The sequence below is a fragment of the Streptomyces sp. NPDC015532 genome, from assembly GCF_043078065.1.
In the GTDB taxonomy this organism is placed as follows: Bacteria; Actinomycetota; Actinomycetes; order Streptomycetales; family Streptomycetaceae; genus Streptomyces.
On record NZ_JBIBSY010000015.1, the window covers coordinates 15,356 to 29,057 of the forward strand.

At 70.6% G+C, this 13,702-nt stretch carries 13 protein-coding genes; all 13 read right to left on the reverse strand.

The window, feature by feature from the left end; translation table 11 throughout:
- Nucleotides 1-292 precede the first annotated feature (292 nt).
- On the reverse strand, nt 293-727 hold the full coding sequence (gene nusB / locus ACF07B_RS33480; protein ID WP_369483210.1) for a transcription antitermination factor NusB: 435 nt from the start codon (nt 725-727) through the stop codon (nt 293-295).
- 2 nt (nt 728-729) lie between these two features.
- Nucleotides 730-1,296 (reverse strand): elongation factor P, encoded by a 567-nt coding sequence (efp, locus tag ACF07B_RS33485; RefSeq protein WP_261702763.1) that lies wholly within the window; start codon nt 1,294-1,296, stop codon nt 730-732.
- A 59-nt stretch (nt 1,297-1,355) separates the two neighbouring features.
- Nucleotides 1,356-2,462, reverse strand: a complete 1,107-nt coding sequence (locus tag ACF07B_RS33490) for an aminopeptidase P family protein (RefSeq protein WP_362398129.1) — start codon at nt 2,460-2,462, stop codon at nt 1,356-1,358.
- Between the two features lie 357 nt (nt 2,463-2,819).
- Nucleotides 2,820-3,746 (reverse strand): Pro-rich N-terminal domain-containing protein, encoded by a 927-nt coding sequence (locus tag ACF07B_RS33495; RefSeq protein WP_369483212.1) that lies wholly within the window; start codon nt 3,744-3,746, stop codon nt 2,820-2,822.
- A 192-nt stretch (nt 3,747-3,938) separates the two neighbouring features.
- Complete coding sequence (gene aroB, locus ACF07B_RS33500) at nt 3,939-5,030, reverse strand: 3-dehydroquinate synthase (RefSeq protein WP_362398135.1); 1,092 nt, start codon at nt 5,028-5,030, stop codon at nt 3,939-3,941.
- A complete protein-coding gene (locus ACF07B_RS33505) occupies nt 5,027-5,509 on the reverse strand; it encodes a shikimate kinase (RefSeq protein ID WP_369483248.1) in 483 nt (160 codons plus the stop codon). The genes aroB and ACF07B_RS33505 overlap by 4 nt, the downstream gene beginning before the upstream one ends.
- Nucleotides 5,510-5,538: 29 nt before the next feature.
- The gene (gene aroC, locus ACF07B_RS33510) at nt 5,539-6,723 is read right to left on the reverse strand and encodes a chorismate synthase (RefSeq protein ID WP_369483213.1); all 1,185 of its coding nucleotides are present in this window, start codon (nt 6,721-6,723) and stop codon (nt 5,539-5,541) included.
- A 173-nt stretch (nt 6,724-6,896) separates the two neighbouring features.
- Nucleotides 6,897-7,319: a hypothetical protein gene (locus tag ACF07B_RS33515; protein WP_392181713.1), complete on the reverse strand. Its 423-nt coding sequence runs from the start codon at nt 7,317-7,319 to the stop codon at nt 6,897-6,899.
- A 42-nt stretch (nt 7,320-7,361) separates the two neighbouring features.
- On the reverse strand, nt 7,362-8,210 hold the full coding sequence (locus tag ACF07B_RS33520; protein WP_362398147.1) for a shikimate dehydrogenase: 849 nt from the start codon (nt 8,208-8,210) through the stop codon (nt 7,362-7,364).
- Nucleotides 8,191-10,074 (reverse strand): endolytic transglycosylase MltG, encoded by a 1,884-nt coding sequence (mltG, locus tag ACF07B_RS33525; protein WP_392181714.1) that lies wholly within the window; start codon nt 10,072-10,074, stop codon nt 8,191-8,193. Before mltG ends, ACF07B_RS33520 begins: the two co-directional genes overlap by 20 nt.
- 123 nt (nt 10,075-10,197) lie before the next feature.
- Nucleotides 10,198-10,662 (reverse strand): Holliday junction resolvase RuvX, encoded by a 465-nt coding sequence (gene ruvX / locus ACF07B_RS33530; RefSeq protein ID WP_362398153.1) that lies wholly within the window; start codon nt 10,660-10,662, stop codon nt 10,198-10,200.
- Between the two features lie 11 nt (nt 10,663-10,673).
- A complete protein-coding gene (gene alaS, locus ACF07B_RS33535; protein ID WP_392181715.1) occupies nt 10,674-13,346 on the reverse strand; it encodes an alanine--tRNA ligase in 2,673 nt (890 codons plus the stop codon).
- Nucleotides 13,346-13,702 carry a DUF6167 family protein gene (locus tag ACF07B_RS33540; RefSeq protein ID WP_369483218.1) on the reverse strand — a complete coding sequence of 119 codons (357 nt, stop codon included), beginning with the start codon at nt 13,700-13,702 and terminating at the stop codon, nt 13,346-13,348. Before ACF07B_RS33540 ends, alaS begins: the two co-directional genes overlap by 1 nt.

Below are 13,702 nucleotides of genomic sequence, written 5' to 3' on the forward strand. Positions count from 1 at the left end.
CGCGGGCCCCCCCCTTTTGTGCTAAAATTACTTCTCCCCCCAACCCCCCCCGGGCGGGGGGGGGGGGCCCCCCCGGGGGGGCCCCCCCCCCCCCCGGCGGCGTCTGCGGTCCTGGAACGTGCTCCCCGGGCCCGGGGAGCACGTGCTGCGGACCCGGAGATTCTGTTCTGCGGGCCCGGGGAGCCGTCGAGGTACAGGAACGCCGGAGGGCCCGCAGCGTGATCACTGCGGGCCCTCCGGCGTTCCGTACGCCCCCTTGGGGCCGTACGGCCAAGGCGGTTGCTGCTGCCGGTCAGTCCTCGTCGCGGCGGAGCGACGGCTTCAGGTCCTTCAGCCGGCCCAGCAGGCCGTTCACGAACGAGGGCGACTCGTCCGTGGAGAACTCCTTCGCCAGCTGCACCGCCTCGTCGAGCACCACGGCGTCCGGGGTCTCGTCGACCCAGATCAGCTCGTAGGCACCGAGGCGCAGGATGTTGCGGTCGACGACCGGCATCCTGTCCAGCGTCCAGCTGACGGCGTACTGCGCGATCAGCTCGTCGATCCGCCGCGCCTTGGTGGCGTAGCCCTCGACCAGCTCCATCGTGTATTCGCTGACCGGCGGCTGCCGGGTGTCCGAGCGGGAGTGCCGGATCCAGTCCGCGAGGACCGTCAGGACGTCCACATCGCGCTGGTCGCCCTCGAAGAGGATCTGGAAGGCGCGCTTGCGGGCCGTGTTGCGAGCAGCCACGGTTAGCTGTTCACCCGGCCGAGGTAGTCGCTGGTGCGGGTGTCGACCTTGATCTTCTCACCGGTGGTGATGAAGAGCGGGACCTGGATCTGGTGACCGGTCTCCAGGGTGGCGGGCTTGGTGCCACCGGTGGAGCGGTCGCCCTGGACGCCCGGCTCGGTCTCCTGGATGACCAGCTCGACGGCGGCCGGCAGCTCGACGAAGAGCACCTCGCCCTCGTGCTGGGCGACGCTGGCCGTGAAGCCCTCGATGAGGAAGTTGGCAGCGTCGGCGACGGCCTTGCGGTCGACCATGAGCTGGTCGTACGTCTCCATGTCCATGAAGACGAAGTACTCGCCGTCCATGTAGGAGAACTGCATGTCGCGCTTGTCGATCGTGGCCGTCTCGACCTTGACGCCGGCGTTGAACGTCTTGTCGACGACCTTGCCGGAGAGCACGTTCTTCAGCTTGGTGCGCACGAAGGCCGGGCCCTTGCCGGGCTTGACGTGCTGGAACTCGACGACGGACCAGAGCTGGCCTCCGTCGAGCTTGAGCACCAGGCCGTTCTTGAGGTCGTTCGTGGAAGCCACGGTTGCGGAATCTCCTGGACTGACGTGGACGACCCCGGCGCACGCACACAGCTCGAAAGCTAGAGCGCGAGCAGTTCCTTGGTCGTGATGGTGAGTAGCTCGGGTCCGCCGTCCGCCTCAGGGCGTACGACGAGCGTGTCATCGATCCTGACACCGCCCCGGCCCGGAAGGTGGACCCCCGGTTCGACGGTGACCGGCACGCAAGCGTCCAGTTTACCCATGGCCGCGGGGGCAAGCTGCGGGTCCTCGTCGATTTCGAGCCCGACCCCGTGTCCCGTCAGGGGCGGAAGGCCTTCGGTATGGCCCCCCGACTCCAGTACCTGACGGGCCGCGCGGTCCACGTCCCGGTAGGCGGCACCGGGTGCCAGCGCCTCCCGGCCGGCGCGCTGGGCGGCGAAGACGAGGTCGTACAGCTCGATCTGCCAGTCGGCGGGCGAGGTGCCGATCACGAACGTACGACCGATCTCACACCGGTAGCCGCGGTAGGTCGCGCCGAGACAGACGGAGAGGAAGTCGCCCTCCTCGACGCGCCGGTCGCTGGGCCGGTGGCCGCGGCGTCCCGAGTTCGGGCCGGTGCCGACCGAGGTCGCGAAGGCCGGTCCGTCGGCGCCGTGGTCGACGAGCCGGCGCTCCAGCTCCAGGGCGAGATGGCGTTCCGTGCGGCCGACCAGAATCGATTCGAGGAGTTCGCCGAGCGCCTGGTCGGCGATCTCGGCGCCGGTCCGCAGCGCGGAGATCTCCTCCTCGTCCTTGATCACGCGCAGCTGCTCCACCGCGCCGCCCAGGTCGTCCAGACGCAGCCGCGGCGCGACCGAGCCGAGGGCGCGGTGCCGGGTCACGGTCAGGTGGTGTTCCTCGACGGCAAGGGACTCCGCGCCCTGATCGGCCGCCAGTCCGGCGGCGGCGACGGCCGGATCGCCTCCGGCACGGGGCAGCACCCGGACGTTCAGCGCCTCGTCGGGGCGCCCTTCCATGGCTTCGCCGGACGGCGGGCCGGCGCACAGCAGCATGTCCTCGTCGCTGCCGAGCAGCAGCACCGCGCCGAGCGGCGCGGCGCCGGCGAGATACCTCACGTTGGCGGGACGGGTGACGAGCGCTGTCGCGCTGCCGCCCGCCGTACAGCGCTCCCGGAGCCGCTCTCTGCGGGTCGCGTACACCTCTGGCATGAACCGAGCCTACGAGCGGTGGCCGGATGTCGCCGGTTCAGAGGGCCGGACGGGTAGCCCGGCACCCGGACGAACGGCCCCGGGGCCGCGGCCCCGACCCGTCCGGCACGCTGAGGGGCAGACTCTTTCACCACGGCGAAGGGCCGAACCCCTCCGGCACCGCGAAGAGCCGGACCCCTTCGGTACCGCCGGCGGTCGAACCCTTCTTCACCTCGGCGGCCGAACTCCCTCAGCACCGCGAAGGGGCTGCCAATTCAGCACCGCGAAGGGGCGGACCCTTCAACGCGGCGAAGGGGCGGACCCCCTCAGCACCGCGCGTGGCCGAACCCTTTCTTCATCTCCGCGGGCCGAACCCGTTCACCACTGCGGCGGGCTGGCGATCGAGCGTGCCAGGACGTCGTCCAGGACGCGGGCCGTGGCCGCCACGTCGAGCTGGGAGTTGTCGATGATCGGGAGCCCGGAGCCGTACCAGCCCGCCATGCGACCGTGGATGCGCGCGACCTCCTCGTCGCTGAGCCTGCGGTTCCCCGAGCGCTCCGCGTTGCGCTCCAGGACCACTTCCAGGCCCGGCAGGAGCACGACCGGCAGCAGCCCGGGTCCCACGTGCCGCTTCCAGCCGCCCAGGCCGACGACCGGCCGGTCCGGGAAGACGGCGTCGTCGAGGATGCACGAGATGCCGTTGGCCAGGAAGTTGCGGGCGGCGAAGCCGCAGGTGCGGCGGGCGAGACGATACTGCGCCTCGGAATGGTCGTTCCATCCCGACTGCGGGTCGGCGAAGCCCGAGCGCACCCATTCGCGTACGTCGTCGAGGCTGATGTGGGCCGTGGGCACCCGGCGGTGGTCGGCCCAGTGCTTGGCGACGCTGGTCTTCCCGGCGCCCGCGGGCCCGATGAGCAGGACCGCGAGCGTGGTCGCCGCCGGGTCGGGCGCGCCCGTGGCGGGCGGCAGGCTCGGCATGGCCACCGACACGCCCGGAGGCAGCCGCACATGCCCGGTGGTGTCCGGCGCGGGCTGACCCGGCGGGTGCTGCGGAGGCTGCGCCGAGGGGTGCTGAGGAGGCTGCACCGACGGGTGCTGCGGAGGCTGCTGGGGCATCTGGTGCGGTGGCAGATGATGCTGTGGCGCCTGAGCGGGTGGGGCACCTGGCCCCGGCGCTCCGGCGAAGCCCGGAGCGGGCGCGGGACCCTGCTGCCCCGGGTACTGTCCGGCCGGCGCCCATCCGGCGGCCGGCCCTTGCCCCGGCTGGTGGGGCGGCGGCAGCGGAGCCCCCACTGCGTGCTGCATCCGGTGCCACTCCGTCTCGTACAGGCGATGTGCGCTGGCGGACGGGACCCCGGTCCCGTCGCTACCGAACGGTACCTTCCCCGGCCGCCGTTGTGTGAACGGCCGGGGACCGTGCGAAGTGCCCTGCGAGGAGAGGCAAAACGGGCTGAGCAGGTGCTCTTCGGACCTTACGTCGTCGCGGGGTGCCGCCCGTTACTCGCCGACCTCGCCGTACGCAGCGAGCAGGACGGCCGGATCCGGGCCCTCCAGGACGGTCGGCCTGGCCAGTCCGTCGAGGACGATGAAGCGCAGCAGGTCGCCCCGCGACTTCTTGTCGACCTTCATGTTCTCCACGAGCTTCGGCCACTGGTCGTAGCGGTAGCTCAGCGGGAGCCCGACGGACTCCAGGATCGTGCGGTGCCGGTCGGCGGTCACGTCGTCCAGCCGGCCCGCGAGACGGCCGAGTTCGGCGGCGAAGTGCATGCCGACGGAGACGGCGGCGCCGTGCCGCCACTTGTAGCGCTCGTTCTTCTCGATGGCGTGGGCGAGCGTGTGGCCGTAGTTGAGGATCTCGCGCAGCCCCGACTCCTTGAGGTCGCCGGAGACGACCTCGGCCTTGACCCTGATGGAGCGCTCGATCAGCTCGGCGGTGTGCGGTCCCGCGGGCGTCCTGGCCGCCTCGGGGTCCGACTCGATGAGCTCCAGGATCACCGGGTCGGCGATGAAGCCGGCCTTGATGATCTCCGCGAGCCCGGAGACGTAGTCGTTGACCGGCAGCGAGTCGAGCGCGGCCAGGTCGCACAGCACGCCCGCGGGCGGGTGGAAGGCGCCGACGAGGTTCTTGCCCTCGGCGGTGTTGATGCCGGTCTTGCCGCCGACCGCCGCGTCGACCATGGCGAGCACGGTGGTGGGGACGGCGATCCAGCGGACCCCGCGCAGCCAGGTCGCGGCCACGAAGCCGGCGAGGTCGGTGGTGGCGCCTCCGCCGACGCCGACGATGACGTCGGTGCGGGTGAAGCCGGACTGGCCCAGCGCCTTCCAGCAGTAGGCCGCGACCTCGGCGGTCTTGGCCTCCTCGGCGTTCGGCACCTGGATGGCGACGGTTTCGAAGCCCTGCTCCGCCAGGTCGGCGCGGAGCGCCTCGCCGGTGCCGGCGAGCGCCTCGGGGTGGATCACGGCGACCCGCTTGGCCTTGCCGCCGATCAACCCGCCCAGCTCGCCGAGGAGCTGACGGCCGATCAGGACCTCGTAGGGGTCGGTGCCCGCGGTGCCGCCGACCTGGACCCGGGTCACTGCCTCGCTCATGCTTCCTTCAACTCCAGTGCGTCGAGGACCCCTTGGGCGACCTCATCGGGGGTACGGCCGTCGGTCGCCACGACCGCGCGGGCGACTTCGGTGTACAGGTGGCGGCGTGCCTCCATCAGCTCGCGCCACTGCCGGCGGGGGTTGACGGCGAGCAGCGGCCGGGCGGCGTTCAGGCCGGTGCGCTGCACCGCCTCCTCGACGTCCATGGAGAGATAGACGACCTGGTGGCCGGCGAGCAGCGCCCGGGTGTCGGCGTCGAGGATCGAACCGCCGCCCAGCGCCAGTACGCCGTCGTGCCCGGCGAGCGCCTCGCGCACCGCCCGCTTCTCGATCGCGCGGAAGGCGGGTTCGCCCTCGTCGACGAAGATGTCGGCGATGGCGCGCCCCTCGGCCGCCACGATGTCGTCGTCCGTGTCCCGGTAGGCGCAGCCGAGCCGCTCGGCGACGAGCGCGCCCACGGTGGACTTGCCGACCCCCATCGGTCCGACCAGGACCAGCCGTGGGGCGGTCACCGGATGGCCAGGTTCTCGAGGTACGACCGGACGTTGCGGCGGGTCTCGGTGACCGAGTCGCCGCCGAACTTCTCGGCGACGGCGTCCGCGAGGACGAGGGCGACCATGGCCTCGGCGACGATGCCGGCGGCCGGTACGGCGGAGACGTCGGAGCGCTGGTGGTGGGCCTTGGCGGCCTCGCCGGTGGCGACGTCGATGGTGGCCAGCGCGCGCGGGACGGTGGCGATCGGCTTCATCGCGGCGCGGACGCGCAGCAGCTCACCGGTGGTCAGACCGCCCTCGGTGCCGCCGGCGCGGCCGGAGACGCGGCGGATGCCCTCGGGGGTGTTGACGATCTCGTCGTGGGCCTGGGAGCCGGGCACCCGGGCCAGTTCGAAGCCGTCGCCGATCTCGACGCCCTTGATCGCCTGGATGCCCATCAGGGCACCGGCCAGCCGGGCGTCCAGCTTGCGGTCCCAGTGCACGTGCGAGCCGAGGCCGACGGGAACGCCGTAGGCGAGCACCTCGACGACGCCGCCGAGCGTGTCGCCGTCCTTGTGGGCCTGGTCGACCTCCGCGACCATCGCCTTCGAGGTGTCGGCGTCGAGGCAGCGCAGCGGGTCGGCGTCGAGCTTGTCGACGTCGGCCGGGGTGGGGTACACGCCCTGCGGGGCCTTCACGGAGCAGAGTTCGACGACGTGGGAGACGATCTCGATCCCGGCCGTCTCCTTCAGGTACGAGCGGGCGACGGCGCCGAGCGCCACGCGGGCCGCGGTCTCCCGGGCGGAGGCGCGCTCCAGGATCGGCCGGGCCTCGTCGAAGCCGTACTTCTGCATGCCCGCGAGGTCGGCGTGGCCGGGCCGCGGGCGGGTCAGCGGGGCGTTGCGGGCGAGACCGTCGAGGATCTCGCGGTCCACCGGGTCGGCCGCCATGACCTGGTCCCACTTGGGCCACTCGGTGTTGCCGACCATGACCGCGACCGGGGAGCCGAGGGTGAGTCCGTGCCGGACGCCGCCGAGGAAGGTGACCTCGTCACGCTCGAACTTCATCCGGGCACCGCGCCCATAGCCCAGGCGCCGCCGGGCGAGGTGGTCCGCCACCATCTCCGTGGTGATCGGCACGCCGGCGGGAAGTCCCTCCAGCGTCGCGACAAGTGCGGGACCGTGGGACTCCCCGGCGGTCAGCCAGCGCAACCTGCTCAACGGTGCTCCTCATGCTCGCGCCCTGTACTGCTGCTGCGTACACGTGTCCTCGCGTACGGCGACGGCGCGACCGGGTGCGCGGCCCAGGCCCGCCATGTCCGATCCTCCCACGTCCGGAGACGGGAACCGGCCGCCGGTCCATCAGGCGGGACGGCCGGGCCCGGACGGCGGGCTCAGCGCGCCGCGTTCTGCCCCCGGCCCTGATCCTGGCCCGGAGCGTAGGAACCGAGGAAGTCGGCACCGCTGGGCCCGTCCTGCGCCGGGGTCCGCGGGAACTGGTTCTGCGGGTCCTGCCGGGTCTGCGGGTCCTGCTGGTTCCGCGGGTCCGTCTGGTTCCGCTGCGGGGCGTACGCGCCCAGGTAGTCCGCGCCGCGGCCCTGTCCGTACCGGGCCGCGGCGTGCACGGGCACACCCGCCCGCACGGCACGCCAATACTTGATCTTGCGTGTGAGCTTCAGGATCCACGAGCCGAGGACGGCGAGCACGACCAGCGCGAGCACCGTGATCTGCACCCAGTCGGGCATGAACTTGAGGACGAGCTCGAAGATCTCACCCTTGCCGGACGCCAGTGGCACCCCGGTGGACACGCTGGTCATGTACCTGACTCCCCCTACCCCGTGCTCCGCCCCCTGCGGAACTCAGCGGATCCTACGGGAGGCGAGCGCGTGTTCCCCAGCTTTTCTCATGGCGTCCAGAGGGGCCGGGTGCCGCCCGGTCATCTGCTCCACCTGGAGCACCGCCTGGTGCACGAGCAGATCCAGTCCGCCGACCACCGCTCCGCCGTACGCGGACCAGCGCGCCGCGAGATCGGTCGGCCAGGGGTCGTACAGCACGTCGAAGAGGGTCGTGGGGCGCCCCGGGACGGCGGCGGCCAGCGCGTCCGTGGTCCCGGCCGGCGTCGTGGCGATCACCAGCGGCGCCCGGAGCGCCTGCTCGGCGTCACCCCAGTCCTCGGTGCGCACCTCGATGCCGAGGCGCTCGCCCCACTGCCGCATCTCGGCGGCCCGCTCCCGGCTTCGTACGTACGCGACGACCTCGCCGGTGCAGATCCGGGCGAGGGCGGCCAGGGCGGAGGAGGCGGTGGCACCGGCGCCGAGAACGGCGGCCGAGTCGACCTGCTCGATCCCCCGCTCGCGCAACGCGGCGACCATCCCGGGGATGTCGGTGTTGTCGCCGACGCGCCGCCCGTCCTCGGTGAACACGACGGTGTTGACCGCCTCGACGGAGGCGGCCGTCTCGCTGATCCCGTCGAGCAGCGGCATGACGGCCCGCTTGAGCGGCATGGTCAGCGACAGCCCGGCCCACTCCGGCCCGAGACCCTCGACGAACGCGGGCAGCGCCGCCTCGTCGGTCTCGAAGCGGTCGTACGTCCAGTCGCCGAGGCCCAGTTCCCGATACGCGGCGCGGTGCAGCACCGGCGAGAGGGAGTGCGCGATCGGCGAACCGAGCACGGCAGCCCGGCGGGCGTCAGTTGCCCGAGCTGGCATTGAACTTGTCCTTGAGTTTCTCGAACTGGGCCAGCGTCTTGGCGAATTCCGTATTGTTCTGACCGTCGGTCGCCACGAAATACATCCAGCCGTCCTTCGTGGGGTTGAACACCGCCCTGAAGGCGTCGTCGCCCGGATTGCCGATCGGACCGGGCGGCAGACCCCTGTGGTAATACGTGTTGTACGGGTCCGGATTGCTGTTGATCTCGGACTCGCCGATATTGATCTTACTCTGGCCCTTCAGGTAATTGAAGGTCGAGTCGAACTGCAGCTTCTGGTTGGTCTCGGTGTTGGTGATCTTCAGACGGTTGTAGACGACCTCGGCCATCTTGCGGTAGTCGTCGTGCGTCTTGCCCTCGGCCTGGACCAGACTCGCGACCGTGACCACCTGAAGAGGGTTGTCGAGCTTGAGGCTCTTCGCCTTCGCCACGAGCCCCAACGCCGTGTACCTCTTGTTGGCCTGCGCGACCATGCTCTTCAGCACGGCCTCGGGCTTCATGCCCTTGGCGGCGGGGTACGTCAGCGGATAGAGGAACCCCTCCAGGGGGTCCTTTATGTCCTTGTCGCTGTTCGCCCAGGTCGGCAGCCCGAGGCTCTTGTACTTCTTCTTCGCCACGGCGCTGGTGGTGCCCTTGGCGAGTCCGAGCTTCGTGTCGATCAGCTTGTACACCTGAGCATTGCGCGCACCGGGAAACACGGTCACGTTGTTCTGGCTCTTGGGGTCGAGCATCAACTCGACGGCGCTCTTGGCCGACATCCCCTTGCGGAGGATATAGGCGCCCGCCTGGATCGACTTGCCCTTGGGATTCTCCGCCTGAGCGGACACGAACGCGTCCACGCTCTTGACGACACCGGCCGCTTTGAGCTTCTGGCCGATCACATAGCCGCCCTCGCCCTTGCCGATCTCGACGGGAATTTCTCCCGTCCCCTCACCGGCAAAGTCGGGGGCCGCGCCGAAACGATTCTGGTAGTAGTGGTACCCGAAATACCCGGCGCCCGCGAGAACGCCGCCGAAGACCGCGACGACCACCAGGCAGGCGCAGCCGCTGCGGCGCTTCTTGCCCTTGTCGCCGCGCTCCTTGCCGCCGCCCCGCGGCTCCTTGCGGTCCCCGCGGCCCCGGCGCTTCTTCGGATCGTCGTCGTCCTCGTCGAGGTCGTCCTCGTCGTCGCCACCGGCGAAGAACGCGTGCTCGCCCTGGTCCGGCCCCGGGTCCCAGTCCGGCTCGGGTTCGGGCTCGGCACGGCGCCGGGCCGGAGGCTCGGGCGGCGGATAGGCGTCCGGGGTGTTGTAACGGTCGGGCTGCTCACCCGTGTACTGGCCCGCGTAGGGGTCGGAGGGGTCGGCCGCGTACGGCACCTGGGGCTGCGCGCCGGTGCCGCTGTCGGCGTACTGCCCCTGGCCCGGGTACTGCTGCCCGCCCTGGGTGTCGTACTGCTGCTGACCTTGGCCCGGGTACTGCTGCTGCCCCTGGCCGGGGTACTGCTGCTGACCTTGGCCCGGGTACTGCTGCTGCCCCTGGCCGGGGTACTGCTGCCCACCCTGACCGTCGTACTGCTGCTGCCCCTGCCCCGGATACTGCTGCTGCCCCTGGCCGGGGTACTGCTGCTGCCCCTGGAACTGCTGGTCCTGGTACTGCTGCTGGCCCGGGTACTGACCGTGCTGGCCCTGCGGCGGGTACTGCTGGCCCTGGCCCTGGTACTGCTGCCCCTGGCCCCAGTCGCCCTGCTGCGGATAGTGCTGCGGCTGGCCGCCGTCGTAGGCGGACTGGCCGTCGGCGGCCTGCCCGCCCCATCCGCCGTCCCCGTACAACGGGTCCTCCGGATGCCACGGTTCGGAGCCAGGGCCCCGGCCATACTCAGTCATCGATCCCCTACGAGCCGCGAGCCGGCAGCGGCCGGCTCCTATGGCCCGGCTCCCGTCCGCCTCTTTACTGTGCGACGGCTGTTCGAACACCACCGCATCGGGCGGAACGTTACCGTATCGCGATCACATGACCACTTCGACGCCCTCGCCGGGCGACTTGCCTGACACCCGTTCGGATTCCAGGGCCTGCTGAAGGATGACGACGGCCGCCGCCTGGTCGATCACCGACCTGCCCTTCTTCGATTTCACGCCCGAGGCGCGCAAGCCCTGACTGGCCGTGACCGTGGTCATCCTCTCATCCACGAGCCGTACCGGAACGGGAGCGATCCCTTCCGCGAGCTCCTGGGTGAAGGCACGGACCTTGACCGCGGCGGGACCCTCGCCCCCCTTGAGGGAGCGAGGGAGCCCGACGACGACCTCGATCGGCTCGTACTCCTCGACGAGCTGCCGCAACCGGCGGTGGGCGGCCGGGACGTCACGTCCCGGGACCGTCTCCACCGGTGTCGCGAGGATCCCGTCGGGGTCGCACGAGGCGACCCCGATCCGGGCGTCCCCGACGTCGATCGCGAGCCGACGTCCTCTGCGCATGTCCGCGGCCTCTACTTGGCCGTCTCGGCGACGAGGCGCTGGACCGCGTCGATGGCCTCGCCGACGGCGGCGGGGTTCTGGCCGCCGCCCTGGGCGACGTCCGGCTTGCCGCCACCGCCGCCGCCGAGCGTCTTGGCCGCGGCGCGGACCAGTTCGCCGGCCTTCAGACCGCGCTCACGGGCGGCCTCGTTGGTGGCGATGACCGTCAGGGGCTTGCCGCCCGCGACCGTGAACAGGGCCACCACGGCGGCGCGTCCGCCCTGGATGCGGCCGCGCACGTCGAGAACCAGCTTGCGCAGGTCGTCGGCGCCCGTGCCGTCCGGGACCTGGCCGGTGACCAGGGCCACGCCGTTGACGTCCTTGGCGGACTCGACGAGACCGGCGGCGGCCTGGAGGACCTTCTCCGCGCGGAACTTCTCGATCTCCTTCTCGGCGTCCTTCAGCTTGCCGAGCATGGCGGAGATCTTCTCCGGAAGCTCCTCCGCGCGGCCCTTGACCAGCTCCTGGAGCTGGGCGACGACCGTGTGCTCACGGGCCAGGAAGTTGTAGGCGTCCACGCCGACCAGGGCCTCGATGCGCCGCACGCCGGAACCGATGGACGACTCTCCGAGCAGCTTCACCAGGCCGAGCTGGGCGGTGTTGTGCACGTGCGTGCCGCCGCACAGCTCCTTGGAGAAGTCGCCGATGGTCACGACGCGGACGCGCTCGCCGTACTTCTCGCCGAACTCGGCGATGGCGCCCTGCTTCTTGGCCTCGTCGATGCTCATCACCTCGGCCTGGACGTCCAGGTCGCGGGAGAGCACCTCGTTGATCTGCTGCTCGACGTCCGTCATCACGGCCGTCGGGACGGCGGAGGGGGAACCGAAGTCGAAGCGGAAGCGGCCGGGCTGGTTCTCGGAACCGGCCTGGGCGGCCGTCGGGCCGAGAGCGTCGCGCAGGGCCTGGTGCGTGAGGTGCGTGGCCGAGTGGGCGCGGGCGATGGCCGTACGACGGCGTACGTCGATGGTGGCCTGGGCCTTGGCGCCGACGGTGACCTCGCCGACCTGGACGACGCCCTTGTGGACGTACACGCCCGGGACGGGCTTCTGGCAGTCGCGGATCTCGATGACGGCACCGGTGTCGACGCGGATGCGGCCCGTGTCACCGATCTGACCGCCGCCCTCGGCGTAGAACGGGGTGCGGTCCAGGACGATCTCGACCTCGTCGCCCTCGGTGGCGGCCGGGGAGGAGACGCCGTGGACGAGGATGCCGACGACCGTCGACTCGGCCTCGGTGCGGTCGTAGCCGATGAAGTCGGTCTCGCCGGCGGCGTCGGCGATCTGACGGTAGGCGCCGAGGTCGGCGTGGCCGGTCTTCTTGGCGCGGGCGTCGGCCTTGGCCTTGTCCCGCTGCTCCTTCATCAGGCGGCGGAAGCCGTCCTCGTCCACCGACAGGCCCTGTTCGGCGGCCATTTCGAGGGTGAGGTCGATCGGGAAGCCCCAGGTGTCGTGGAGCAGGAAGGCCTTGTCGCCGGCGAGGACCGTGCCGCCGGAGTCCTTGGTGTCGGTGATGGCCGTGTCGAGGATGTTTGTGCCGGCCTTCAGCGTCTTGAGGAAGGCGGCCTCCTCGGCGAGGGCCACCGTCTCGATCCGCTGCCGGTCGGAGACCAGCTCCGGGTACTGCTGGCCCATCATGGCGATCACGACGTCGATGAGGTCCTTGACGACCGGTCCGCCGGCGCCGAGCAGGCGCATGTTGCGGATGGCGCGGCGCATGATGCGGCGCAGCACGTAGCCGCGGCCCTCGTTGCCGGGGCTCACACCGTCGCCGATGAGCATCACGGAGGTGCGCATGTGGTCGGTGACCACACGCAGCGACACGTCGGAGCCGTGGGCGGCGCCGTACTCGACACCCGTCAGCTCGGTGGCCTTGTTGATGACGGCCATGGAGGTGTCGATCTCGTACATGTTCTGCACACCCTGCAGAATCATGGCGAGGCGTTCGAGACCGAGGCCGGTGTCGATGTTCTTGCTGGGCAGGTCGCCAAGAATCTCGAAGTCGTCCTTCGAGGTGCCCTCGCCCCGCTCGTACTGCATGAAGACCAGGTTCCAGATCTCCACGTAGCGCTCGTCGTTGACGGCCGGGCCGCCCTCGACGCCGAACTCGGGACCGCGGTCGTAGTTGATCTCGGAACACGGACCGCAGGGACCGGGGACGCCCATGGACCAGTAGTTGTCCTTCTTGCCCAGGCGCTGGATGCGCTCGGCCGGGACGCCGATCTTGTCGCGCCAGATGGTCTCGGCCTCGTCGTCGTCGAGGTAGACCGTGATCCACAGGCGCTCGGGGTCGAGGCCGTAACCACCCTTGTCCTGGGGCGAGGTGAGCAGCTCCCAGGCGTAGGTGATGGCGCCTTCCTTGAAGTAGTCGCCGAAGGAGAAGTTGCCGCACATCTGGAAGAACGTGCCGTGGCGCGTGGTCTTGCCGACCTCTTCGATGTCGGGTGTGCGCACACACTTCTGCACGCTGGTGGCGCGGGCCCAGGGAGCCTTGACCTCACCGAGGAAGTACGGCTTGAAGGGGACCATGCCGGCGGGGACCAGGAGCAGAGTCGGGTCGTCCGCGATGAGCGACGCCGAAGGAACGACGGTGTGACCGCGCTCCTCGTAGAAGCTCAACCAGCGGCGGCGGATTTCAGCCGACTCCATCAGTGGTCCTCATTCCGGTTGTACGAGTACGTCGTGTTGTCGATGTACTTGATCTGCTTGTTGTCGCCCGACTGCTCGCCTCCGCCGATCGCGGCGATACGGCGCTGCGTGGGCACTTCGGGATCCGGGTGCGCGTTCAGGCCGAGCACCTCGCCGAGTTCGGCCTCTCGCTGGGCCATGCCGTCGCGGACGTCGAGGGCGAACTCCTTGAGCCGGTGGCCCGCGTCGATCGCCTTGTTCGCGGCCTGCGCCGCGAGGCTCTCGGGGGTCAGCTGCCTGAGCTTGCGGTTGACCTTGGTGGTGGCCCATACACCCGCGGCTGCGCCCGCGGTGAACCAGAACGTACGGCGGAACAT